A 23,704-nucleotide genomic window follows, 5' to 3' on the forward strand; every position below is an offset into this window, starting at 1 on the left:
TGCCGTGTCCGCTACGGAAAGGGGGACCCACAGCGCACGGACCGCGGCGCACCACCGCGTCCGGCCCTACGGCAGGACGCCTTGCGGCAGGACATGTGTCGAGGGCAGGGCGTGTGTCGGCAGGGGAGTGTGCGGGGGGCGCGGGGCACGCGGCGTCGACGAACCCTCGGAACCGTGGGCCTTCGGCGAAGCGTCAGGGGCGGGCGCCGCCATGGCGTCGGGGGCGATCTGCCACTGCCCGCCCTCCTCGCGGAGGGCGAGGACGTGTCCGCTGCCCGTATGTCCGCCCGGCCCCGAGAACCAGCGGGCGTCGCTCGGGTCCCACCAGCGGTCCCCGATCCGGATCACCTCGTGATGCACCGAGGACCGCCCCAGCCACGCGTCGCAGGCCTGGGCCTCGTTCCAGACGGCCCGCCAGTGCGCGGGGGCCATCGGCGGCGTCGCCACGGCGGCGCGGGCGCGGATGTGCGGTACGGACTTCAGGGTGAGGAGCGCCGCCGCGACATCGGCGTGCACCCCGCAGTCGCCGACGAGCTCACCGTGGTCCACCAGGTCGCACCAGTGCGCCGGCCACTGCACGGGCCCCCACCGGAAGAGCCCGGGGACGGCGGCGAGCGCGGTCCCCGTGTCCCCGAAGTGCATGAGCTGGGCGAATACGCTGTGTCTGACCATCTGGCAGCACGCCGTCGGATGAATGCCCACCCGGGACAGGCCGATCCGGTCGAACCGCTTCAGATCTGTGCTCAGGCCGCTCATGGCGCTCCCAGTTCCCGCGGCGCGGTCCCGCGCCCGAAGTCGTAGGCCATCGAGGTGTCGTAGCCGCCGCACATGCCGAAGGCGAGGTGGTCGCCCTCCCGGACATCGGTCAGATCCAGCCGGACCGAGAGCACATCGTGCTCCATGCAGGACCTGCCCAGAATCCAGCTCCGGCCGGGCCGCAGCGGCACCCAGCGGGAGCCGTCGAAACGGGCCACCGGGTGCGGATGGAAGGGGGCCTCGGGCATATCGCCTTCGGCCGCGTCGACGACGATGTCGAAACCGCGGTGCGAGGCCCGGCGCGCCAGGACCTGCGTCACGACCGCGGCCGACGGCTGGGTGAGGAGCTTGCCCGGCTCCATCACCCACAGGGGGTCCCCCTCGCGTGCGGCGGCGGGGCCGTGCGCGATCACGTACTCCAGCGAGGCGCGCAGGTACGACAGGTCGTCGACATGCCAGCCGCCGCCGATGTCCACCACGGCCGGGGGCCCGCCCAACTGGTCCGCCAGCGGATCGGCCGCGCTGAGCGCCGCCACGCATTCGCGCTGCCAGCGCGGCGCGCCCAGGACGCTCTGCGCGAAGTGGAAGTGCATCCCCCACCCGGCCCCGAGCCGCTCGGCGAGCGTGCCGAGCAGCCGCGCCGTCTCCGCCATGGTGTCGCGTTCGTGCAGCGGGACGCCGAAGCGGCTGACGAGCCCGGCGGGCGCGACGCGCACCCCGACGACCTCGGCCTGCAGCTGGAAACCGTCGTCCAACAGGGTGTGGAGTCTGCTCAGTTCCGCCAGCGAGTCGGCGAAGAAGGCGAAGCAGCGGACGCGGTCGGTGGTGGGCCACCACTTCGCGGGCCCGTTGAGGATCGCCCGTTCCGCCGCCATGCCGTGCCGCTCCGCCGCTTCGAGCTCGGCCAGGCTGATCGCCTCGGCGGCCATGCCCAGCCGCGCGGCCTCACGCAGCACGGCGGGCTGGGGGCAGGTCTTCACGCTGTGCGCGAGAAGCACCCGGCCGACCCCCTCGACCTCCCGTCGCAGCGCCCGTACCTGCTCGGTGAACAGGGGAAGGAGGAGATGCCGGCTCGGAGTGGCCGCGTCCCCGGGAGGATCGAGCAGTTCCTCGAAGCCACCGGTGGGCGCGGCGGTCCCGCTGGATCGCCCGGCCGTGTCCGCAACCTGGCCGACCGTTTCCGTCAGATGCGCGGCCGTTTCCGCCACGGGTGCGTCCGTCACGGCCGAGAGCGCGGCCGATGCCGGGCGGCTCACCACCGGCCCCTCGTCCGCCTCGGCGTCCTCGGACGGGACCAGGCGCCGTTGGCCCAGCGACGGCATCCCGGAATGCCGCTTGTCACCCGGATGGGAGATGCCGCCCGCGACCCAGGCGATGGGGGTGATGCCCAGGCCCGGGTGCACCGGAATCTCCTCCACCACGCGGGTGAAGCCCGGCGTCAGCCGCCGTCCGGGGTCGGCGACCCGGCCCATCACCATGGCAGCGGGCAGGTTGGCGCCGCACACCGAAGCGCCGTGGATCCAGGCGGGCAGCCGCGGGTTGATCTCCATGAGGGTGAGTTCGCCGCTCCAGCTGCGCAGCAGCTCCAGCTCGCCGCCGCCGGTCCACTGGGCGTCGGCGATCAGGTCCGCCAGACGGTCGTGCATCGGCCCGTCCAGCTCGGCGACCTCGCCGGCCCAGGTCTTGCCCTCGGTCGTGACCATCGCCTTCGTGATGAAGACCGCGTCGAGCAGCCGGCCGTCCAGGGCGCAGAACGCGATGCTGCACTCCTGCCCGGCCACGTGCGCCTCCAGGTGCCAGTCGCCGCCCCAGGTCCGCTGGACGACATCGCCCAGGGCCAGCGCGGCCCCTGCGGTGTAGGCCCGGTACGCGTCGTAGTGCTGGCCCTTGACCCACACCCCGTAGGGGGACCGGCGGATGAACCGGTCGACGGCCTCCCAGCTGGTGTCGGTCTCGTACGTCGCAAAGGACAGGCCGAGCCGTTCCGCCGCCTCGACCGGAGGCTTGCCCACCAGCTCCAGCGCCGTCTTCGAGGGCCCCAGAATCCGGTCATGGGACCCGAGCTCCCGTGCCAGCAGCCGCACTTCCAGATCCAGACAGGGGATCAGGACCGCGTCCTCGGGCTCCAGGAGCCGGTCCACCTGCTCGATCCATGTGGTCAGGTGCGCCTCGCGCCACGCGGGGAGACAGACCAGGTCGTCCAGCAGCTCCGAGTGCAGCCCCGAACTCTCCCGCGAATAGTCCAGGCCGACGATCCGCAGATCGGGCCGGGCCAGACGCAACGAGCGGGCCACGCTCAACCCCGGCGAGGGGTTCGGGCCGCTGTGCATACCGCTGACGAAGACCGTGCCGATCGCCCTCGCGGGACCGCGGGCGCCCACCGCATTCTCCGGGCGCGGAGCGGCCGCCCGTGGCGCCTCAGGTCCGGTGACGTCCCTGCCCGAGCGCACTGGCTCGCGTCCGATGCCTGCTTGAAGCGTCATGCCGACAACATCAGCAGAGCTTCTCCCCGCGCGCACCCGGTGGCATCCGGCAGGGTGAGGCGCCGCGACGGCCCGCCGAGGCCACGGCCGCGCATGCCGGGCCGCCACGGACCGGTGTCCCCACCGTCAACCGGGTCCGGCCCGTGTCGGCGCCCTCACCACCACCCGGACCGGGGACGCCGGCACCGAGGCCCGGTCCGGTTGGCCGGATTCCTCCCTCCGGAGAGCCCACGCCGGAAAACGATGTGCGGCTCGGTCACCCGGTTGACAGGCTGAGGCCATGAATCGCCGACCCGACCCCGTCCCCACCGCCACGACCCCCCGGGCGACGGAGTGGATCACCACGCCCATCACCGCGGACCTCCTGCGCGGCGCGCTCGACCTGGAGCACACCGAGCACGGTGTGCTGCCGCACCGGCTGCCCGCCCGGGCCCGCGCACAGTGCGCCGACGGGCAGCTGGCCATGGCGGAGGCCCAGCCCTCCGGCGTACGGCTGGCATTCCGTACCCGGGCCGCCGCCATCGAGCTGGACACGCTCCGCACCAAGATGGCCTACCAGGGCGCCCCGCCCCGTCCGGACGGCGTGTACGACCTGCTCGTCGACGGCCGCCTGGCCGGCCAGGGCGGCGTGACCGGCGGCAACGTCCTGATGATGGACATGGCCACCGGGTCCGCCGAAACGCGGCCCGGCCCGGTCGGCACGGTGCGCTTCACCGGCCTGCCCGACCGTGTGAAGGACATCGAGATCTGGCTGCCCCACAACGAGATCACCCAGCTGGTCGCCCTGCGCACCGACGCCCCCGTGGAGGCCGCGCCGAAGGGGGGCCGCCCCGTGTGGCTGCATCACGGCAGTTCGGTCAGCCAGGGCTCGAACGCCGCGACTCCCACCACGACCTGGCCGGCGCTGGCCGCCTCCCTCGGCGGCGCGGAACTGATCAACCTCGGCCTGGGCGGCAGCGCCCTGCTCGATGCGTTCACCGCACGCGCCATGCGTGACACACCCGCGGACCTGATCAGCGTCAAGATCGGTCTCAACCTGGTCAACGCCGACGTGATGCGACTGCGCGCCTTCACCCCGGCCGTGCACGGCTTCCTCGACACCCTCCGCGAGGGGCATCCCACCGCGCCGCTGCTGGTCGTCTCGCCCCTGTACTGCCCCATCCACGAGGACGTCCCCGGCCCCAGCGCCCCGGACTTCAGCAACCTCGACGCCGGGAAGCTGCAGTTCCGGGCGGCGGGGGACCCCGCGGAGCGCGCCGCCGGGAAGCTGACGCTCAACGTCATCCGTGCGGAGCTCTCCCGCATCGTGCGGCAGCGGGCGGCCGACGACCCCCATCTCCATTACCTCGACGGCCGCGATCTCTACGGCGAGGCGGACTTCGTCGACCTGCCGCTGCCCGATCAGCTCCACCCCGACGCCGCCACACACCGCCGCATCGGCGAACACTTCGCCAAGCTGGCCTTCGACGCCGGCGGACCGTTCGCCGCTCAGCGCACCTGAGGGCGCGGGGGCGTGACGGCGTGGGGGCGTGACGGCGTGGGGGTGCGGCGGCGTGGGGACAGCGCCGACGCGCCCGCCGAAGGCCAAGCAGACGAAATGCTGATCAACGGTGCAATCATGAGTATTCCGCTGTCGATCACTGCACCCCGGGGGTTTCATGCGCGCAGACGCCGTCGTCGAAGGCCTCGCGGGTCGCGAGGTCGCCGCTGCACGGCGCGATGGTGACGGTACGTCAGGAATCGCGACGGCAGCGGCGCCGTCGGGCCGTGAGGTCCCCGCGCCCCGCTCGTGCGGGCTCCCGAACGACGGACGGCCGGGGCGGGATCAACCCGGCCCGGCCGTCCACCGCCCGAAAGGGCGCACCCGGCGCCCTCTGTGTCCGCTCCAACTCTTCATGCGTTTCGCGGGGAACGGGGAAGCGGCCGCTACCGCAGCCCGCTCGGCGCGAGCCGCGTATCACTGCTTCTGAGGCTCGTTCCCCCATGCGGGCTGCACGAAGTTCTGGGGCGCGGGTGCCGTGTTGGAGCAGTTCACGGCGGGCCCGATCTGCATGGTCCCCTTGTTCAGCAGGCCCTCCGCGGGCAACGACAGCGGCCTCGTCGACAGGCAGTCCTGCGCCTGGTTGAGGGTGTATCTGCCGTCCTCACTGACGTAGCCGTTGTTCTGCTGCATGCACGTGATGTTGCCCTGGAGATCGGGGGCGCAGGTGCCCGCGGATCCTCCGGCATACGCCAGAGTGGCACCGGCGCAGGTCATGGCGAGGCCGCCCAGGAGCCCCGAGGCGACCGCGATCTTCTTCCCACTGAACATGTGCTGTGTGTTCCTTTGTGATCCGTGCCCGGGCGTCGTACACCGCGAACAGGCCCGCGCCCAGGGCTCTGAGGGGGGGGGAGAAAAGCGGGCCCCGGCGCCAGGCCTGCGGCCAGGACGCCGGGGCCCTTTTCCGTTACTTGCTGAAGGCGCTGTTGTTGCAGCCCATGCTCGAGCCGATCGGGGTGGACTGCGCGCCCGCGGCGCCCTCGCCGTTAAGGGCGTTGGCCAGCACGCCGTTGAGGACTCCGACCTCGCCGAGGACGTCGACGTTCAGGTCGTGCGAGCGGCACGAGCTGCCCTGGCCGACGCCGACCCCGCCGCCGCCGGCGTAGGCGGTGCCGGCACCGAGGAAGCCGATGCTGCCGAGGGTGACTGCGACGACGGCAGCCTTGTGAAGCTTGCGCATTTCATCTCCGGGTAGATTGAGCGGATTCGATCGGTGAACGATCGACTTCGTACAGTTACGGCAAGTTAATACGAAATACCCGCAACCCCTTGGCGACGCGCCGGATTTGATGACCGCCGCAAGAGGGGACCGCCCGGGAGTCCCCCGCACGACACGCGAACGGGCCCTTCGGGGGGTGATCCCGAAGGGCCCGCGGTGAACGGCGCGTGCGGCTGCCCTCGCCGGTCTTAGCGGTGGAAGGCGTGGTTGAACTGGCCGCAGGTGGTGTCGAAGGTGTCCGCGAGGCCGAGCGCGGCGACCGGGAGGTCGGTCGCGGCCACCGTCTGCGGGCTGCACTCCTGGTACGGCCGGAAGAGGTCTTTCTGCTTGTGGCCGCCGTCGGCGAAGGCGGTGCCGGCGCCGGCACCGATGGCTGACAGACCGCCGGCCGCTGCGGCGACGATCACGACCTGATGAAGCTTGCGCATGGAACCCTCGGTCCTTCATTGCCTGTACGTAGAGGCCTGATTGCCTACTGTGACCGCACGCACACTAGCAGTAGTCCTCCCGGGTGTTCCACACCAATTTGCGCTCCGTGTCCGACCGCGGCGGAATCATCCCGTAGGCCCCGTCTTAGTCATACCGGCGGCGCGGGTGACACTCCTTCAGATTCCATGGACCGCCGATCGGTGTCCGACGCGTACGACCCGTACCGTCGGTCGTACGGGTCCTGCTCCGGTTCCGTCGGCTCGGCCAGGATGCGCGGCGCCGCGTCCCGCGGGATCTCGTGGAGTGCGGACCGGGCCTCGGGTGGAAGGTGTCGCGGAGGGACTCCATGGGTATCCGCGCCATGCGCTCAGGAGTGGCGAGCTGGCGGCGGCGTACGCAAGGGGGCGGACGGCCGCCCCGTCCGCCCGGGAGGTGTCGTCGTGGCCGGGTTTGCCCGGCCATGCGTGCGGACAAGGGATAACCGGACATCATTCGCCCTTTCCGGGAGCCTCGCCGGAAGTATTTCCGGTCCCCATCGCGAATCCCTTCCGAAATCATCTCCGGAACATTCCAACTGGCCTGACGATCAGTAATTCCCGGTTGAAATTCGGATGCGTAAAAGGAAGGATCTGATCGCGAGGAAATCGCTTGGCCGCGTCCGGCCCGGCTTTCGCGTGTGAAGGGGAAAGTGATTTGTCCAGGTCGCGTATGGCGGTCGTTGGTGGTGCGGTGCTCGCGGCGGGACTGGTGGTCAGTGGCTGTGGCGCGGACGGGGGCGGCGGGGGCGGGAAGGGCGGCTCCGGGGCGGAGTCCGCGGCCGCCCAGGGGGTGTTGCTGAACCAAGTACCGATGGCCAAGGTCAGCGCGCTGACCGGTGCCAGGGGAATGTGGACGACGAAGAAGAATTTCGTCAAGGCGGATCTGAAAAAGATTGTGGGGTATCCGCCGGCCGGTGGAAAGGCCCAGTGGACGGTTCCGCTCAGCGGCGAGATCTGCTGGTCGTCGTCGCGGCCCACCGAAGACGGTCTGATCGCCGTCGTTTTCAAGAACGACAAGGACGACCCCGCGGTCTGCACCGAAATAGGCCTGGTCGATCTGAACAAGGGCACGATGCGCTGGCACAAGCAGGCCCTCGAAGACGGCAGTGCGCAGATGTTTGACGAGGTCACCATCGGCGGCGGCACCGTCGCCGCGGCCGGCACCAGCGGCTCCGCGGCCTGGACGGTCGGCGGCAAACCGCTGTGGAAGTCCGACCCGGGCAAGAAGTGTCAGGACGTCGGGTATGCGGGCGGCGACGACAAGCTGATCGCGGTGCGGGACTGCGGCGGCGACGCCGAGCATCCCAAGCTGGACGTGCAGACGGTGGACCCCAGGACGCGGGCGGTGAAGTCGAGCCATTCGCTGCCGGCCGGCACCGAGAACGCACATGTGGTGTCCGTCGATCCGCTGGTCGTCGGGATCGACAGCGGGAAGGCACAGGGCGGCATGTCCGTCTCGGAGTTCCTGTCGATCGACGACAGCGCGGCACGCGGCAAGCTGCTCGGCACGATCGCGACGTCGGGTGGGAAGTACGGGAAGTACGAGATCGACTGCCCGGCCACCGAGGTCGAGGGGTGCAGCCAGCTCGCGGTGAGCAAGAAGGCCGGCGCGCTGTATCTGGGGACGCAGGATCCGCTCGACGCCGGCTCCGAAGCCAAGAACGACGTCGTGGCGTTCAGCCTGAAGACGGGGAAGCGGATCGGGAAGGTCGCGGGGGCCGAGGAGGGCCGGCTGCTGCCGATCGGGCTGGACGAGGGCGGCCAGGTGATCGCCTATCAGGAGGCCGACAGCATCTCGGAGGACGCCGGCGCGGTCTGGCGGATCGACCCCGCCTCGTACAAGAAGACCAAGGTGCTGCAGAACCCCGCCGCCCACGCCGAGATCGAGGGGCGGTTCACCTCGGACCGAGAGCTCGGCTACGCCGGCGGCCGACTCTATGTGGGGACCGGCGCCGTCAGCGCGCCGGACAACGTCTACAAGGAGAAGCAGCCGCTGGCCATGGTCTTCGGGCCGAAGCAGTAACCCTCCGGGCGCCCCTGGCGCCCCGCCGACCGGGCCGTGCCTCTCCTCCGGGGCACGGTCCTCGGCGTTCTCGGGACCCTGGCCGACGGACCGGGGACGGTCGCGGAAGAGCCGTAGGGAAAAGGGGGTTGATTCATTATGGGGCGAAAGAGCCGGTGAATTCATCGGCCGCGGAGAGGATTTCGGACACTTTTTACGGGGCTAGCTTGGGCGCATGGCCGAGGAATTGACGGAGGACATGTGCGTAACGGACGACGGCGTGCGGCTGGCCGTACGGGATTACGGGGGCGAAGGGCCCGCCGTGCTGCTGCTGCACGGGGCGGGGCGGACGCTGGTGGACTGGGAGCCGGCCGCGTCGCTGCTCGCCGTACGGCACCGGGTCGTGGCGGTGGATCTGCGGGGGCACGGGCGGTCGGGGGACGGCGCCGTGCCGTGGACGTTCGAGGTGGCCGTCGAGGACGTGATGACGGTGCTGCGGACGTACGGGATACCGGATGCCGTGGTCGTAGGGCATTCGATGGGCGGAATGGTCGCCGCGCTGTGTCTGGAGCGGGGGGCCTCGGCGGCGGTGAATCTCGACGGTCACGGGATGGGGCGGGCCGAGCAGTACGCGGGGCTGGACGCCGGGTATGTGAGGGAACGGCTCGCCGAGGCACGGAAGTTCGCGGACGAGGCCGTCGGGCGGCCCTTCGCGGCAGAGGCGCTGGCGGGGGTGCTGGGCCATCAGGCCGCCATGGCAGCCGAGTTGGGGATTGCGTACGGCCTGCTGGAGGCGGGGGTGCGGCGGTCGCTGGGGGAGACGGCGGACGGGCAGCTGTTCCTGCGGCCGGGCCGCGAGCGGGCGCGACAGGCGCAGGAAGCGATGGCGGGGCTCGATCTGTTCGGGCTGTACCGGAGGGTGACGCGGCCGCTGCTGATCGCCCGCGCGCTGCGGCCGAATCCGCCGGTGCCGGGCGCCCCGCCGTGGTTCGACGAGCTGATGGGGGCCTACCAGGAGGGTCTGCGGCGGGACCTCGACGAGCTTGCGGGGGAGCGGGAGTGGGTGAGCGTCACCGGGGTCGACGCCACCCACGCCATGCTGCTCGAACGGCCCGCGGAGATAGCGGAACTGGTGTCGGGATGCGTGGCGGCCGCGCACGGGCCGCGCAGGTCGGGGCGCTGACGACACCTCCTAGCGCGGGAAGAGCTGGAAGAGGGTCGCCGGGCGGCCCCGGTAGCGGTCGCCGCCCGCCCGGACCATCTGCTCGATGAAGGTGCGGGCGTAGGCGGCCGGATCCTGGTCGGGGCCGCCCAGGCCCTTGATGTACGCCTCGTGGCAGGCGAGTGAGGCGACGGCCCGCTCGATGCCGGGGCCGACCTCCATGGCATGCGTGGGGAAGGGGGAGCCCGCGACGGCCACCCAGCGGACACCCGTCCAGGGGGCGAGCCCCTGGGTGGCCTTGAGCTCGGGGAAGAGCCAGCGGTTGCCGGCGTCGCCCGCCGCGTCCAGGACGGCGCGCCCGACGACCCGGTGGTCGGGGGTGTTCCACCGGACGCCGCCCCAGGTGTCGTGGTGGTTGAGGGTGATCAGCAGCTCGGGTCGGTGGCGCCGGATGGCGGCGGACAGATCGCGGCGCAGCGCCGTACCGGCCTCGATGACGCCGTCGCGGTGGCCGTCGAGGAATTCGACGGTGTGGACGCCGACGCGGGCCGCCCCGGCCCGCTGCTCGGCCTCCCGGACCGCGGCGCACTCGTCCGGCGGGAGCCCGTCGATACCGGCCTCGCCGCGGGTGACCAGGACGTACGTGATCTCGCGCCCGGCGGCGGTCCATTCGGCGATGGCGGCCGCGGCTCCGTACTCGAGGTCGTCGGGGTGGGCGGCGATGGCGAGCGCGCGCTGCCAGGTGTCGGGCATGGGGGAGAGGCGGAGCTCCTCGCCCGTACGGGAGGGAGTCGACGTCGGCGAGGGCGGCGAGCCGGGCTCGTCGGGCATGTGCTTCCTTTTGTTCTGTTTGTTCTCGTTGTTCTCTTTGCTGAGATTCCTGCGATTCCTGCGATCCGATCGTGTCACGCCGTGGGGAGGGGTACCGCGTGTGCCGAGATGCGTGTGGGGGTGTGGAGGTGGGGGCGCATGGGGGCGCTTAGGGAGCGCGTAGGAGGTCGATAGCGCGGGGGGTGTGAGGTGGCGCGGCCCGGATTCCTGGCCGCCCGCGAGTTCGTATCCCGGTTGAGCTGGGGTTCATCGCCTCAAGTCAAGCTTTGGCCCAAGGTTGCGGTCATGAACGCGCGGTTGCCACGCTGTTGCTGACTGTCAAGCTGTTGGGAGGGGCACGTGCCTTTCGGTGAGCAGCCCGCGTACCTCCGCGTCGCAGGCGACCTGCGCCAGAAGATCGTCGACGGATTGCTGCCGCCGCATACCCGCCTCCCCTCCCAGGCCCGGATCCGCGAGGAGTACGGCGTCTCGGACACCGTCGCCCTGGAGGCGCGCAAGGTCCTGATGGCCGAGGGGCTGGTCGAGGGCCGTTCGGGGTCGGGCACCTATGTGCGCGAACAGCCCGTACCGCGCCGTATCGCCCGCGCCGGCTACCGGTCGGGCGTCTGCTCCACCCCCTTCCGTCAGGAGCAGACCGACGAGCGGGTGAAGGGGACCTGGGAGTCCAGCAGCCGCCAGGAGGAGGCCGGCGCGGCGGTCGCGGCGCGGCTGCGCATCCCGGCCGGCGCCAGGGTGATGCGCACGCGTTATCTCTTCCGGGCGGAGGGGGAGCCCGCGATGCTCTCCACTTCCTGGGAGCCGCTCGAGGTGACGGGGCGGACGCCCGTGATGCTGCCGGAGGAGGGGCCGCTGGCCGGGCGCGGCGTGGTCGAGCGGATGGCGGCCATCGACGTGGTGGTGGACAACGTCGTGGAGGAGATCGGGGCGCGGCCGGGGCTGGCGGAGGAGGCGATGACGCTGGGCGGGGTGCCGGGGCATGCCGTGCTGGTCATCTCGCGGACGTACTTCGCGGGCGGCCGCCCGGTGGAGACGGCCGATGTCGTCACGCTCGCGGACCGCCACCGCGTCACCTACCACTTGCCGGTCAAGTAGCGGGCGGGCCCGCCGCGGTCGGCGGGCCCGCCCCCTGGGGTCCCCGGTGCGGCCCCGACGGATCCCGTACGTCCACTCAACGGATCCCGTACGGTCCGCAATCCGTCATCTATGTGTCCCTTTTGCACGGCTACATCCACAAAAGGGGTCCGTATATCGGTGTTGGAAACGTCACACCGCCTCAACTGGGCGGGTCTTTTTCGTCCGTTCGGGAACCCGATCTTCGGATTCGCTCTTACGATGGCGAAGTTTGTGCACGGACCGGGGAAGACCAGGAGACCAGCACGTGAGCACGACGAAATCGCAGGATGCGGAGCAGGGGTCGCATTCGAATTACCGCCGGTCCCTCGGGACCATCGCCCTGACCGCCACTGGTCTCGGGTCCATCATCGGTTCCGGCTGGCTCTTCGGGGCCGAGCGGGCCGCCGCCATCGCCGGACCGGCCGCGATCGTGGCCTGGATCATCGGGGCGCTGGTGGCGCTGACGATCGCGCTCACCTATTCCGAGCTCGGCGCGATGTTCCCGAAGGCCGGCGGCATGGTCCGCTACGGCCAGTACTCCCACGGCTCGCTCGCCGGATACCTCGCGGCCTGGGCGAACTGGATCGCCATCGTCTCGGTCATCCCGGGTGAGGCGACCGCCTCCGTCCAGTACATGAGCTCGTGGAACTTCGGCTGGGCGCACGCCCTGTACGACGGCAAGGAGCTGACCGGCACCGGCGTCGGGCTCGCCAGCATCCTGCTGGTCTTCTACTTCTTCATGAACTGGTTCGCGATCTCGCTGTTCGCCAAGACCAACACCGCGATCACGGTGTTCAAGGTCGTGGTGCCGGTGCTGACCGCGAGCGCGCTGATGGCGGCGCACTTCGACACGGGCAACATCGCCCACCACGGCGGCTTCACGCCCAACGGCTGGAGCTCGGTCTTCACCGCCGTCGCCGTCTCCGGCATCGTCTGGGCCTACAACGGCTTCCAGTCCCCGCTGAACCTCGCCGGCGAGGCCCGCAACCCGGGCAAGTCGCTCCCCAAGGCCGTCATCTCCTCGATCATCATCGCGCTGGTCATCTACGTCGCCCTCCAGGTGGCGTTCCTGATGGCGGTGCCCGGCGACAAGCTGGGCGGGCACGGCGGCTGGGCCGGGCTCAACTTCAACTCCCCGCTCGCCGACCTCGCCGTCGCCTGGGGCCTGAACTGGCTGGCGCTGCTGCTCTACGCGGACGCGTTCGTCTCCCCGTCCGGTACGGGCATGATCTACGCGGCCACCACCTCGCGCATGATCCACGGCGTGCAGGAGAACGGCCATCTGCCCGGCGTCTTCGGCAAGGTCGACAAGAAGACCGGCGTGCCGCGCCCGGCGCTGCTGCTCAACCTCGTGATCGCCTTCCTCTTCCTCGCGGTCTTCCGCGGCTGGGGCTCGCTCGCCGAGATCGTCTCGATCGCCACGGTCATCTCGTACATCACCGGCCCGGTCGCCGTGATGTCGCTGCGCCGCATCTCGCCGGACCTCACCCGCCCGGTGAAGCTGCGTGCGATGCCGGTCATCGCGCCGGTCGCGATGGTCTTCGGCTCGCTGGTGCTGTACTGGGGCCGCTGGCCGCTGACCGGCAAGGTCATCCTGATCATGGCCGTCGGACTGCCGGTGTGGGCCTGGTACGAGATCGGCAAGCCGCTCACCCAGGGCCGCAAGCCGTGGGCCGCGCTGGCCCCGCACCTCAAGGCCGGCGCCTGGATGGTGGCGTACCTGCTGATCATGGCGGGCGTCTCGTACGCGGGCGGCAAGGAGTTCGGCGGCAAGGGCTACATCCCGGAGGGCGTCGACCTCGCCCTGGTCGTCGCGCTGGGCCTGGCCTTCTACTACTGGGGCGTGCGCAGCGCCTGGCGCAACCCGTCGCTGGTGCAGGCCGAGGCGGAGCTCCAGGCCGCCGAGGCGGACCAGCCGGTCCAGGAGGCCGCGGACAAGGCCCCCGTGGGCGCCTGAGCCCTCGTACTCCCCCCGTTTCTCACCGGCCACTCGCGGGCCGCTCCCGGTTCCCGGGGGCCCGCGGGTGGCCGGTTCGGTATCTCTTTGTGCAAATTCGTATGCGGTGCGTGAAGGTCGGGCGTACGCTCGGGCATATGCGGATTGCGATTTCGGCATCAGCACAGGAGGGGCGCATGACGGCGCACTGTACGGCGGACGGAGGGTCGCAATGACCGACACTGGGGCCGTACTGCCCTGGCTCGTCATCCGCCAGGACGAAGGTGGCAACCGCTATCGCGTCGGCCGTTATGCCACCCGGGCGGAGGCGGAGCGGGTGGCCGACCGGCTGGACACCAGGGGTCACCAGCAGCTTTACGTGGTGGAGAGGGTGGGCCGGGCGATGACCTGAGGGGCGGCCGAGGGGGAGCGGGACGACGACGGGGGACGTAGGCTGCGGCGCATGACGACCGTGCGCGTAGTGGTGGGTGCAGCGGTGTGCGACCGGGGACGGCTGCTGGCCGCCCGGCGCAGTGCGCCGCCCGCCCTGGCAGGCCGCTGGGAGCTGCCCGGCGGCAAGGTGGAGGACGGCGAGACGCCCGAGCAGGCGCTGGTCCGCGAGCTGCGCGAGGAGCTGGGTGTCGAGGCGGCTCCCCTGGAGCGGATCCCGGGCGAATGGGTGCTGCGGCCCGGCTTTGTGCTGCGGGTGTGGACGGCCCGGCTGCTGTCCGGCGAGCCGCGCCCGCTGCAGGATCACGACGAGCTGCGCTGGCTGCGGCCCTCGGAGGAGCAGCAGGTCGACTGGCTCGACCAGGACCGCCCGGCCGTCGCCGAGGCGATGCGCCGGCTGTCGGCGACGCCCGTACGGCAGCGCACCGCGTCGTAGGCGCCGCAAGTCGCAGGCGTCGTAAGCCCAGCAACGGCAGCAACGGCCGCGCCGGCAGCGACAGGCGCGTCGGCAGCGACAGGCGCAACGAAGGCCGCGGCGGCGCGGGCCGCGTCGCAACGGACCGCGTCGTCACCGAGCGCGCGGCCCTGGTCAGCGTGCGCGCCCGCAAACAAGGCGCACACCCGCAGCGGCGTGCGTGCGAGGGGCGGAGCGCGCGACGATGCCCACCCGGTCCGCCCGCCGCGCCAAGATGCGCCATTTGTGCCACAGTGCACGGTTGAAGGCGATACTCGGGCCCTGATACCGGGTATGTCGTGATTAACCCCGGCAGAGCAGGCGAATGACGCGGGCGAATCTGCGGGGATCCCATCGGGCTGGGAAGTGATCGGCGTGAGCGACAGCGCAGCGGCAGGGGCCCCGGAGTCGGCCTCCTCCCCGAATGTCCGCAAGCGCGGCCTGGCATCCGGTTCACCCACCGCCGAATGGAGCTTCCCGGCCGACCCCGGCGCGGTACGCACCGCCCGCTCCAAGGTCCGTCAGACGCTCGCCGACTGGGGCCTGGACGGCGCCGTCGACGTGGCCGTCCTGCTCGTCAGCGAACTCGTCACCAACTCCCTGCGCCATGCCACCGGCCCCATCGGCGTCCGGATGGTGCTGCTCAGCGGCGGCGCGCTCCTCGTCGAAGTCTCCGATCCCCTGCCCGACCCCCCGCAGGAACGCACCGCCACCCCCGACGACGAGGGCGGCCGCGGATTGCAGCTGGTCGCGTGCAGTTCGCGACGCTGGGGCACCCGGCGGGGAAAGAGTGGCAAGACAGTGTGGTTCGAGCTGTCCGTGGCTGGTTAGGAGACATGTGGAGTCCTGATCGTTGCCATTTCATCGACATTTTGTAGATGGGCTGCGATCGAGACTGTGCTGTGATCGTGAAGACCGTGTTCCGGATAGCCGAGGTGCTGGATACTCAGGCTGGTCCGGTCCGGGCACGATGAGCTGGAGGGGACGGGGCTCGTGAGCGAGATGTCACGTGGCGGGGCGGAATCCGCGCAGACCGAGGGCCAGGGCGGTGTGGACGGCCCGGGTGACCCAGGCAGACACCGGCATGCGCACGGTCCGCACGCCCTGCCCGTCTGGCAGAGCAGCCAGCCCGGATCGATCTACGACTACATCCGCGTCGCCTCCTTCTCGCTGGGGCCCGACGGATGCATCGACCAGTGGAGCGAGCGCGCCGCCGAGATGCTCGGCATCCCGGCCCGCCACGCCGTCGGCAAGGACCCCGTAGAGGCGTTCGTCCCCCGCGAACTGCGCGCCACCGGCCGCCGCAAGGTGTCCGAGATCCTCGACGGCCGCGAGTGGACCGGCCTGGTGCCCTACCGCAGGGAGCCGGGGGGCGACACCGACGGGCTCGCCGAGATCTATGTGATGCCGTCTCAGACCGAGCGCGGCGAGCGCGCCGCGGTCTGCCTGGTCGTCGACGTACGGGCGCTGCGCGGTATCGAGACCGACCTCGCCGCCTCGCAGGCCGTTTTCGGTCAATCTCCCATGGGCTTCACCCTGTTCGGCACGGATCTGAAGCTGCTGCGCGTCAACGAACGCTTCGCCACGGTCTTCGGCGGCCCGGCCGGCAAGTACCGCGGCCGTAGCCCGCACGACTTCCTGCCGCGCTCCGAGGCCGAGCGGATGACCGCCGCGCTGCGCCGCGTCCTGGACACCGGCGAGCCGGTCACCGAGATGCAGCTGGTCGGCACGGTGCCGGGCGAGGAGGACCGCCGCCGCTGGTCGGTCTCCCTCTACCGGCTGCACGGCGCCAGCGGCCGCCCCATCGGCGTCGCCGCCCTCGCCGCCGACGTCACCGGCCGCCGCCGCGCCGAACGCGAGGCCGCCAACGCCCGCCGCAACCTCGCGCTCCTGAACGAAGCGGGCGCCCGGATAGGCAATTCGCTCGACCTGGAGACCACCGCCCGCACCCTCCTCGACGTCGCCGTCCCGCAGTTCTGCGATCTGGCGTCGGTGGACCTCTACCAAGGCCTGCTGGCCGGCGACGAGGCCCCGCCGGGGATGAGCGACGGCAGCGCGGAGCTGCGCCGGGTGGCCTTCGCCAGCGCCGTCTCCGACGCCCCGCTGGCCACTTCCACCTGCTGCGTCCCCGACAACGCCGACGGTCCGGTGGCCGTCGGCGCCGTCCACCGCTACCCGTTCAACTCGCCCTGCGCGGGCGCCCTGCGCACCGGCCAGGCGCAGATCATCCCGGGCCGGGAGAACGACGAACGGCAGGAGCTCGGCGCGGTGGTGCACTCCACCCTCGCCGTCCCGATGGTCGCCCGGGACACCATCGTCGGGCTGGTGCAGTTCTCCCGCACCAAGGGCAGCGAACCGTTCGGCGAACGCGATACGGCCCTCGCCGTCGAACTGGCCGCGCGCGCCGCGGTCTGCATCGACAACGCCCGCCTCTACCGCCGCGAGCACGAACGCGCCCTGATCCTCCAGCGCAGCCTGCTCCCGCCGGGCGACCCGGAGGCCGCCGGCCTCGACATCGCCTGCCGCTATCTGCCCGGCACCACCGCCACCGAGGTCGGCGGCGACTGGTTCGACGTCATCGAACTCCCCGGCCACCGCACCGCGCTGGTCGTCGGGGACGTGATGGGCCGCGGTCTGCGCGCCGCCGTCGCGATGGGTGAACTACGCACCGCCGTAAGGACGTTGGCGTTGCTGGACCTGGAGCCCGCCGAGGTGCTCTCCGCGCTGGACGAGATCGCCCGCGGGCTCGGCGGTGGCGGCGACGGCCGCTCCACCGCACGCGGGCCGCGCAGCCTGACCGGCGCGGCCGCAAAGGTGCCCGAGCACCGCGCCCTGACCCATACCGCCGATCTCTCCGAGGTCTACCTCGCCACCTGCGTCTACGCCGTCTACGACCCCGTAACCCGGCGCTGCACGTTCGCCAACGCCGGGCATCTGCCGCCGGTGCTGGTCGAGGACGGCGAGGACGCGCTGCTGCTGGACGTACCGCCGGGCATGCCGCTGGGCGTCGGCGGCGAGCCGTTCGAGGAGATCGAGGTGGATCTGCCGGACGGTGCGCTGCTCGCGCTCTACACCGACGGCCTGGTGGAGTCCCGCCACCATCCCCTCGAGGAGGGCCTGCGGGCCTTCCGGCAGGCCCTCTCGGACTCCGACCGGCCGCTGGAGGACGTCTGTGACCACGTCCTGAGCGCCCTGGACACCTCGCACGGCGAGGACGACATCGCGCTGCTGATGGCCCGGGTGCACGGCCTGCCCAAGGACGCGGTGGGCGACTGGAGCCTGGCGCCGGAGGCCCGTTCGGTGGCCCGCGCCCGTGAGCTGGCCCGCGACCAGCTGACGGACTGGGGCCTGCAAGATCTGGTCGATACGACGGAACTGCTGGTCAGCGAGCTGGTGACCAATGCGCTACGGCACGGCCACGGCGAGATCCGGCTGCGGCTGCTGCTGGACCGCACCCTGGTGTGCGAGGTGTGGGACGCCGATCTCGCCCAGCCGCGCCGCCGCCGCGCCCGGGACACCGACGAGGGCGGCCGCGGCCTCCAGCTGGTCGGCCTGCTCAGCGCCGGCTGGGGCAGCCGCCGCACCCCGCGCGGCAAGACCGTCTGGTTCGAACTCGCCCTGCCCGACGGCGAGTCGGCGACGACGGACCCGACGGAGGCCTTGCTGAGCCTGTTCTGAGGGCCGTCCACAGGCCCTGCCGTGGCGAGCGGCCCCCGCCTACCCTGGGTGAAAGGGGGCCCGCTCATCCCCTAGGGGGCACCCTTACGGGATGCCCCGTACGAGATGCGCGGCAGTGGACCCCCCGTACGGCAGGCCCGTACGGCAGGCCCGTACGGCAGGCCCGTACGGCAGGCCCGTACGGCAGGCCCGTACGGGATGCCTTGTACGGGCCGCCCCCGCGGGACCCCGCCGCCCCCCGTCCCGCCGCCCCCCGTCCCCCCGGCTCCCCGTTCAGGCGCCCCGTACGTGTTCCGCGGCCAGTTCCGCCTCCCGTACGACCTGCTCGGTGTCGACGTGCAGCAGCTCGCCGTGCGCCTTGCGCAGATGGCCGTCGACGAAGACATGACTCACGTTCGGCGGCTGGCCGTTGAGCACGATCTGGCTGGTCCAGTCGAAGCGCGGAGCGAAGTTGAGCGTGCCGGGGTCCAGGACCAGGACGTCGGCGCGCTTGCCGGGGGTGAGTGAGCCGATCCGGTCGGCCATTCCGATGCACTCCGCGCCGCCCAGCGTCGCCATCCGCAGCACGGCCGGGATCGTCGGATGGATCTCGGCGTCCTCGTGGCGGGCCCGTTGCAGCCCGACGGCCGCCTTCATCACATTGAACATGTCGGAGGTGTCGTTGGTCCCGCCGTCGTGCCCGAGCCCGGCCCGTACGCCGTGCCGGTGCATCGCGGGCAGCGGCATGATGCCGGACGCCAGCCGCATATTGCTGAGTGGGCAGTGCGCGACGCGTACGTCCCGCTCGCCGGTCAGCGCGATCTCCTCGTCGGTGAGGTGGATGGCGTGGTTCATCAGCAGGTCCGGCCCGAAGGCGCCGATCTCGCGCAGCGCGCGGATCGGGTCGTCCTTGCGGTCGTCGCGGTGTTCGAGGACATGGGAGTTGAGCATCACGCCGAGGTCCCGGGCCACCTCGTGGAACTGCCGCAGTTCCTTGAGCGCGGACATCCCCGCATGCACCGACACCTGGGCGGAGGCCAGCGGCAGCGGGTCGAGGAAGTCCTTCTTGATCTTCGGGATGAGGGGGATGTCGGCGGCGCCCTGCGTCGAGGCGTAGACGAACCGCAGTCCCGCGTCGTCCAGCGCGCGGATGTAGCGCTCGCTGGTGTCGTACGGGATCGGATGGACCCAGTCGACGACGGTGGTGACGCCCGCCTGGAGGGCGTCGAGGGCGGCCAGATGGACGAAGCGGTACATGTCCCGGGCGTCGATCCTGGGCAGGGTGGCGCGGTTGCAGTCGGCCAGCCAGCCGTAGAGGTCCTGCGTCGAGCAGCCGCCGCGGATGCTGGATTGCCACAGGTGGTTGTGCAGATCGACGAAGCCGGGGAGGACGAGCTGCCCGCTCGCGTCCACCACCCGGGTGCCGGGCGGCACCGGGAGCCCCTTGCCGACGGCGGCGATCCTGCCGTCCTGCATCAGGACGTCGGTGCCGCCCTCGAGCGTGCCCAGTGCGCCCTTGCCCACCTCGGGGTCCATGGTGAGCACCAGGTCCGCGCCGCGCAGCACGGTGGTCCGCCGCTCGCCGCGTATCTCCTCCGGTGCCGCCGGTCTCCGCGGCCGTTCCCGGTGTGCCGTGGGCACACCGGCGGCCGCCGCCAGCGGCACACTGCCGATACCTGCCAAAACCCTGCGCCGGCTCGCTTTCGGAAAGTTCATTCCGTTCTTATACCGCGGTGGCGAGCCGACGCCGTGAGATGACTTCCAGCCAAGTGACGTGTCGTCAGGAAGTCGTGAGCAATGCCGACTTAGGGGATGTTCACGGGCGGCCTGCGCGGGGCTTTCGCGCACTCATCGCATGGTTGCCGGTCATTCGCCACGCCGCCGGATCTTGTTCCCGAGCCACACCAGCGGATCGTATTTGCGGTCCGCCGCACGCTCCTTGAGCGGGATCAGCGCATTGTCGGTGATCTTGATGTTCTCCGGGCAGACCTCCGTGCAGCACTTGGTGATGTTGCAGTAGCCCAGTCCGTGCTCGTCCTGCGCGGTGCTCTTGCGGTCCAGCCCGGACTCCGGGGCGGCGTCCAGCGGATGCATGTCCAGCTCGGCGATGCGCATCAGGAAACGCGGACCGGCGAAGGCGGACTTGTTCTCCTCGTGGTCACGCACCACATGGCAGGTGTCCTGGCACAGGAAGCACTCGATGCACTTACGGAACTCCTGTGAGCGGTTCACATCCTCCTGCTGCATGCGGTACTCGCCGGGCCCCAGATCCGGCGGCGGGACGAAGGCGGGGACCTCGCGCGCCTTGGCGTAGTTGAACGAGACGTCGGTGACCAGGTCGCGGATGACCGGGAAGGCCCGCATCGGGGTGACCGTGATCGTCTCCGTACGGTCGAACACCGACATCCGTGTCATGCACATCAGCCGCGGCCGCCCGTTGATCTCCGCGCTGCACGAGCCGCACTTGCCCGCCTTGCAGTTCCAGCGCACCGCGAGATCCGAGGCCTGGGTCGCCTGCAGGCGGTGGATGATGTCCAGCACCACCTCGCCCTCGTGCACCTCGACCCGGTAGTCCTCCAGGGCTCCGCCGTCCTCGTCGCCCCGCCACACCCGGAAGTGCGCCTGGTACGCGCCGGACGGCCCGTTCGCCTGCTGAACTTCCGTCCGCTGCCCGTTCGCCTGCTGCGTGCTCACCGGCTCAGCTCCTCGTCCGTCAGATACTTCACCAGCTCCTCCTTCTCGAAGAGTTCGAGGAGATCGGGCCGGATCGGCGGGGTCTCGCGGCGGGACAGCCGGATCTGGCCCAGCCCCGGGTCCGTCTCCGCCCCGGCGGTCCGGTAATCGGCCAGCTCACAGACCAGATTGATGTTGCGCCAGCTGCGGACCATCGACGGATGGTCGTCGCGCGTGTGCCCGCCGCGGCTCTCCTCGCGCTCCAGCGCGGCCCGCGCCACACACTCGCTGACCAGCAGCATGTTCCGCAGATCGATCGCGAGATGCCAGCCGGGGTTGTACTGCCGGTGCCCCTCGACGCCGGCCCGCCGGGCCCGGGCCCGCAGCCCCGCCAGCCGCTGCAGCGCCTCGGCCATCTCGCCTCCCCGGCGGATGATGCCGACGAGATCGTTCATCGCCTGCTGGAGTTCCTGGTGCAGGGTGTACGGATTCTCGGCCGGGGCGGTAGCGGCTTCCGCGTCGCTCTCGGCGCCCCGCCGTTCGTCCTCGGCGCTGAAGGGGCGCAGCGCCTCCGCCTCGGCCGCGTCGATCCCCCGCTCGTCGGGGACCGGCCGCCCGGTGACCGTCGCGGCGTACTCGGCGGCGTGCAGCCCGGCCCGGCGGCCGAAGACCAGCAGGTCGGACAGTGAATTGCCGCCCAGCCGGTTGGAGCCGTGCATTCCGCCGGCCACCTCGCCGGCCGCGAACAGTCCGGGCACGCCGGTGGCCGCCGCGGTGTCCGGGTCCACCTCCACCCCGCCCATCACGTAGTGGCAGGTCGGCCCGACCTCCATCGGCTCGGCCGTGATGTCCACATCCGCCAGCTCCTTGAACTGGTGGTGCATGGACGGCAGCCGCCGTTTGATCACCTCGGCCGGCATACGGGTGGAGACGTCCAGGAACACCCCGCCGTGCGGGGAGCCGCGGCCCGCCTTGACCTCGGAGTTGATGGCGCGGGCGACCTCGTCGCGGGGCAGCAGCTCGGGCGGCCGCCGGTTGTTGTCGGGGTCCTCGTACCAGCGGTCGCCCTCGTCCTCGGACTGGGCGTACTTCTCCTTGAAGACGTCCGGGATGTAGTCGAACATGAAGCGCTTGCCCTCGCTGTTGCGCAGCACCCCGCCGTCCCCGCGGACGGATTCGGTGACGAGGATCCCCTTCACCGACGGCGGCCAGACCATCCCGGTCGGGTGGAACTGCACGAACTCCATGTTGATCAGCGGCGCCCCGGCCAGCAGCGCCAGCGCGTGCCCGTCGCCCGTGTACTCCCAGGAATTCGAGGTCACCTTGAAGGACTTGCCGATGCCTCCGGTGGCCAGCACCACGGCGGGCGCCTCGAGGACGAAGAAGCGGCCGGACTCGCGCTCGTAGCAGAAGGCACCCGCGACGCGCGGGCCCTCCTTGAGGACGCGGGTGACCGTGCACTCCTGGAAGACCTTCAGCCGGGCGTCGTAGGAGCCGAATTCCCGCTCGTCCTCCTGCTGCAGCGAGACGATCTTCTGCTGCAGGGTGCGGATCAGCTCCAGGCCCGTACGGTCCCCGACGTGCGCGAGCCGCGGGTATTCATGGCCGCCGAAGTTGCGCTGCGAGATCCGGCCGTCAGCGGTGCGGTCGAAGAGCGCGCCCCAGGTCTCCAGCTCCCAGACCCGGTCGGGGGCCTCCCGGGCGTGCAGCTCGGCCATCCGCCAGTGGTTGAGGAACTTCCCGCCGCGCATGGTGTCGCGGAAGTGCACCTGCCAGTTGTCGTGCTCGTTGGCGTTGCCCATGCTGGCGGCGATGCCGCCCTCGGCCATCACCGTATGGGCCTTGCCGAACAGGGACTTGCAGATCACGGCCGTCCGCATCCCCGCCTCGCGGGCCTCGATCGCGGCGCGCAGCCCGGCCCCGCCGGCGCCCACCACGACCACGTCCCATGCCTGCCGGTCCACATGCGCCATCAGAAGACACACCTTTCCTTCGATGAATGGAAGACAGCGCGCTCAGAAGAAGCGCGGATCGGCGAAGGCCCCGGTGGCCAGCAGATAGACGTACAGATCGGCGACCGCGACGCTGATCAGCGACGACCAGGCGAGCAGCATGTGGCGTTCGTTGAGCTTGCCGACCCAGCCCCACAGCCGGTAGCGCACCGGGTGCTTGGAGAAGTGCCGCAGCCGGCCGCCGACGATGTGCCGGCAGGAGTGGCACGAGAGGGTGTACGCCCAGATCAGCGCGATGTTCGCCAGGAAGACCAGGGTGCCCAGGCCCATATGACCCCAGGCGTAGTGCTCGTCGCGGAAGGTCAGGGCGGTGTCGTACGTCAGGATGCAGGCCACCAGCACCGCGAAGTAGAAGAAGTAGCGGTGGATGTTCTGCAGGATCAGCGGGAAGCGGGTCTCGCCGGTGTACTTCTTGTGCGGCTCGGCGACCGCGCAGGCCGGCGGCGAGGCCCAGAAGCCGCGGTAGTAGGCCTTGCGGTAGTAGTAGCAGGTCAGCCGGAAGCCCAGCGGGAAGATAAGGATCAGCAGCGCGGGGGACAGGCCCCACCAGGAACCGAAGATCTCCCAGTTGGGGCCGCCGCGCATGGTGTGGCAGTTCTGCGCCAGGCACGGCGAGTAGAACGGCGATACATAGGGCGCGTGGTAGTAGTCGGCGTTCGCGAAGGCCCGCCACGTCGAGTAGACGATGAACGCGAGCAGCCCGGCGGCGGTGCAGGCGGGCGCCAGCCACCAGCGGTCGGTCCGCAGATGGCGGGCGGGAATGGCGGCACGCGAGGCGGCATGCACGCCGGTCGCGCCCGCTTGCGGTGAGGGTTCGATGCCAGTGGCCAACGTCGGTCTCCGTGAAGGGCGCTCCGGGAGATCGCTCCGTGAGCGCTGCTCTGCGGGCGATGCTCCGTCGGGGCGGGATCGGGGTACGGGAACGGGGTAGGGATGTGAGTGGGGCGAG

19 protein-coding genes are annotated in these 23,704 nt (G+C 71.0%); 9 read left to right on the forward strand and 10 right to left on the reverse strand.

Annotated elements, in window-relative coordinates; all coding sequences use genetic code 11:
- Positions 1–66: 66 nt before the first annotated feature.
- Positions 67–756, reverse strand: a complete 690-nt coding sequence (locus ACIRPT_RS39635; RefSeq protein WP_403836553.1) for a hypothetical protein — start codon at positions 754–756, stop codon at positions 67–69.
- Positions 753–3,239, reverse strand: a complete 2,487-nt coding sequence (locus tag ACIRPT_RS39640; protein ID WP_403836555.1) for a hypothetical protein — start codon at positions 3,237–3,239, stop codon at positions 753–755. The genes ACIRPT_RS39635 and ACIRPT_RS39640 overlap by 4 nt, the downstream gene beginning before the upstream one ends.
- A gap of 280 nt (positions 3,240–3,519) precedes the next feature.
- On the opposite strand from ACIRPT_RS39640, the gene ACIRPT_RS39645 reads away from it, so the two are divergent.
- Positions 3,520–4,740: a GDSL-type esterase/lipase family protein gene (locus ACIRPT_RS39645; RefSeq protein ID WP_403836557.1), complete on the forward strand. Its 1,221-nt coding sequence runs from the start codon at positions 3,520–3,522 to the stop codon at positions 4,738–4,740.
- A 456-nt stretch (positions 4,741–5,196) separates the two neighbouring features.
- Here the strand turns inward: ACIRPT_RS39645 and ACIRPT_RS39650 are convergent, their stop codons facing one another.
- The 3 genes from ACIRPT_RS39650 to ACIRPT_RS39660 all read right to left on the reverse strand — a co-directional run bounded on the left by ACIRPT_RS39650 (position 5,197) and on the right by ACIRPT_RS39660 (position 6,426).
- On the reverse strand, positions 5,197–5,550 hold the full coding sequence (locus ACIRPT_RS39650; RefSeq protein WP_403836559.1) for a hypothetical protein: 354 nt from the start codon (positions 5,548–5,550) through the stop codon (positions 5,197–5,199).
- Between the two features lie 136 nt (positions 5,551–5,686).
- A complete protein-coding gene (locus ACIRPT_RS39655) occupies positions 5,687–5,959 on the reverse strand; it encodes a hypothetical protein (RefSeq protein WP_403836561.1) in 273 nt (90 codons plus the stop codon).
- Between the two features lie 227 nt (positions 5,960–6,186).
- Positions 6,187–6,426: a hypothetical protein gene (locus ACIRPT_RS39660; RefSeq protein WP_403836563.1), complete on the reverse strand. Its 240-nt coding sequence runs from the start codon at positions 6,424–6,426 to the stop codon at positions 6,187–6,189.
- A 694-nt stretch (positions 6,427–7,120) separates the two neighbouring features.
- On the opposite strand from ACIRPT_RS39660, the gene ACIRPT_RS39665 reads away from it, so the two are divergent.
- Both ACIRPT_RS39665 and ACIRPT_RS39670 read left to right on the forward strand, forming a co-directional pair.
- Positions 7,121–8,488: a hypothetical protein gene (locus tag ACIRPT_RS39665; protein WP_403836565.1), complete on the forward strand. Its 1,368-nt coding sequence runs from the start codon at positions 7,121–7,123 to the stop codon at positions 8,486–8,488.
- A 214-nt stretch (positions 8,489–8,702) separates the two neighbouring features.
- Positions 8,703–9,650 (forward strand): alpha/beta fold hydrolase, encoded by a 948-nt coding sequence (locus ACIRPT_RS39670; RefSeq protein ID WP_403836567.1) that lies wholly within the window; start codon positions 8,703–8,705, stop codon positions 9,648–9,650.
- Between the two features lie 9 nt (positions 9,651–9,659).
- On the opposite strand, the gene ACIRPT_RS39675 is transcribed toward ACIRPT_RS39670, so the two are convergent.
- Positions 9,660–10,382 (reverse strand): PIG-L deacetylase family protein, encoded by a 723-nt coding sequence (locus ACIRPT_RS39675; RefSeq protein ID WP_403836600.1) that lies wholly within the window; start codon positions 10,380–10,382, stop codon positions 9,660–9,662.
- 417 nt (positions 10,383–10,799) lie between these two features.
- Here ACIRPT_RS39675 and ACIRPT_RS39680 point away from each other — a divergent pair, with 417 nt between their 5' ends.
- The 6 genes from ACIRPT_RS39680 to ACIRPT_RS39705 all read left to right on the forward strand — a co-directional run bounded on the left by ACIRPT_RS39680 (position 10,800) and on the right by ACIRPT_RS39705 (position 18,091).
- Entirely contained in the window at positions 10,800–11,552 is a 753-nt protein-coding gene (locus ACIRPT_RS39680; protein ID WP_403500961.1) for a GntR family transcriptional regulator, read from the forward strand.
- A gap of 286 nt (positions 11,553–11,838) precedes the next feature.
- A complete protein-coding gene (locus ACIRPT_RS39685) occupies positions 11,839–13,530 on the forward strand; it encodes an APC family permease (protein ID WP_403836569.1) in 1,692 nt (563 codons plus the stop codon).
- Positions 13,531–13,741: 211 nt separating this feature from the next.
- Positions 13,742–13,921, forward strand: coding sequence for an SPOR domain-containing protein (locus ACIRPT_RS39690; protein ID WP_400063428.1), 180 nt, complete (start codon positions 13,742–13,744; stop codon positions 13,919–13,921).
- Between the two features lie 51 nt (positions 13,922–13,972).
- The gene (locus ACIRPT_RS39695) at positions 13,973–14,395 is read left to right on the forward strand and encodes a (deoxy)nucleoside triphosphate pyrophosphohydrolase (RefSeq protein WP_403500966.1); all 423 of its coding nucleotides are present in this window, start codon (positions 13,973–13,975) and stop codon (positions 14,393–14,395) included.
- 459 nt (positions 14,396–14,854) lie between these two features.
- Entirely contained in the window at positions 14,855–15,244 is a 390-nt protein-coding gene (locus ACIRPT_RS39700) for an ATP-binding protein (RefSeq protein ID WP_403502225.1), read from the forward strand.
- Between the two features lie 171 nt (positions 15,245–15,415).
- Positions 15,416–18,091 carry a SpoIIE family protein phosphatase gene (locus tag ACIRPT_RS39705; protein ID WP_403836602.1) on the forward strand — a complete coding sequence of 892 codons (2,676 nt, stop codon included), beginning with the start codon at positions 15,416–15,418 and terminating at the stop codon, positions 18,089–18,091.
- Positions 18,092–18,364: 273 nt separating this feature from the next.
- On the opposite strand, the gene ACIRPT_RS39710 is transcribed toward ACIRPT_RS39705, so the two are convergent.
- The 4 genes from ACIRPT_RS39710 to ACIRPT_RS39725 all read right to left on the reverse strand — a co-directional run bounded on the left by ACIRPT_RS39710 (position 18,365) and on the right by ACIRPT_RS39725 (position 23,586).
- Complete coding sequence (locus ACIRPT_RS39710; RefSeq protein WP_403836572.1) at positions 18,365–19,786, reverse strand: amidohydrolase family protein; 1,422 nt, start codon at positions 19,784–19,786, stop codon at positions 18,365–18,367.
- Between the two features lie 150 nt (positions 19,787–19,936).
- A complete protein-coding gene (locus ACIRPT_RS39715; protein WP_403500972.1) occupies positions 19,937–20,764 on the reverse strand; it encodes a succinate dehydrogenase/fumarate reductase iron-sulfur subunit in 828 nt (275 codons plus the stop codon).
- A complete protein-coding gene (locus ACIRPT_RS39720) occupies positions 20,761–22,716 on the reverse strand; it encodes a fumarate reductase/succinate dehydrogenase flavoprotein subunit (RefSeq protein WP_403836574.1) in 1,956 nt (651 codons plus the stop codon). The genes ACIRPT_RS39715 and ACIRPT_RS39720 overlap by 4 nt, the downstream gene beginning before the upstream one ends.
- Positions 22,717–22,758: 42 nt before the next feature.
- Positions 22,759–23,586, reverse strand: a complete 828-nt coding sequence (locus ACIRPT_RS39725) for a hypothetical protein (RefSeq protein ID WP_403836576.1) — start codon at positions 23,584–23,586, stop codon at positions 22,759–22,761.
- Positions 23,587–23,704: the final 118 nt, after the last annotated feature.

This window comes from Streptomyces sp. NPDC101227 (assembly GCF_044767545.1).
GTDB lineage: Bacteria > Actinomycetota > Actinomycetes > Streptomycetales > Streptomycetaceae > Streptomyces.

Bases quoted from the DNA above. Each gene is read 5' to 3' on its own strand.
- ACIRPT_RS39710 (WP_403836572.1), bottom strand. From the start codon at position 19,786: ATGAACTTTCCGAAAGCGAGCCGGCGCAGGGTTTTGGCAGGTATCGGC.
- ACIRPT_RS39640 (WP_403836555.1), bottom strand. From the start codon at position 3,239: ATGACGCTTCAAGCAGGCATCGGACGCGAGCCAGTGCGCTCGGGCAGG.
- ACIRPT_RS39660 (WP_403836563.1), bottom strand. From the start codon at position 6,426: ATGCGCAAGCTTCATCAGGTCGTGATCGTCGCCGCAGCGGCCGGCGGT.
- ACIRPT_RS39655 (WP_403836561.1), bottom strand. From the start codon at position 5,959: ATGCGCAAGCTTCACAAGGCTGCCGTCGTCGCAGTCACCCTCGGCAGC.
- ACIRPT_RS39670 (WP_403836567.1), top strand. From the start codon at position 8,703: ATGGCCGAGGAATTGACGGAGGACATGTGCGTAACGGACGACGGCGTG.
- ACIRPT_RS39695 (WP_403500966.1), top strand. From the start codon at position 13,973: ATGACGACCGTGCGCGTAGTGGTGGGTGCAGCGGTGTGCGACCGGGGA.
- ACIRPT_RS39650 (WP_403836559.1), bottom strand. From the start codon at position 5,550: ATGTTCAGTGGGAAGAAGATCGCGGTCGCCTCGGGGCTCCTGGGCGGC.
- ACIRPT_RS39635 (WP_403836553.1), bottom strand. From the start codon at position 756: ATGAGCGGCCTGAGCACAGATCTGAAGCGGTTCGACCGGATCGGCCTG.
- ACIRPT_RS39705 (WP_403836602.1), top strand. From the start codon at position 15,416: ATGTCACGTGGCGGGGCGGAATCCGCGCAGACCGAGGGCCAGGGCGGT.
- ACIRPT_RS39645 (WP_403836557.1), top strand. From the start codon at position 3,520: ATGAATCGCCGACCCGACCCCGTCCCCACCGCCACGACCCCCCGGGCG.
- ACIRPT_RS39720 (WP_403836574.1), bottom strand. From the start codon at position 22,716: ATGGCGCATGTGGACCGGCAGGCATGGGACGTGGTCGTGGTGGGCGCC.
- ACIRPT_RS39690 (WP_400063428.1), top strand. From the start codon at position 13,742: ATGACCGACACTGGGGCCGTACTGCCCTGGCTCGTCATCCGCCAGGAC.
- ACIRPT_RS39675 (WP_403836600.1), bottom strand. From the start codon at position 10,382: ATGCCCGACACCTGGCAGCGCGCGCTCGCCATCGCCGCCCACCCCGAC.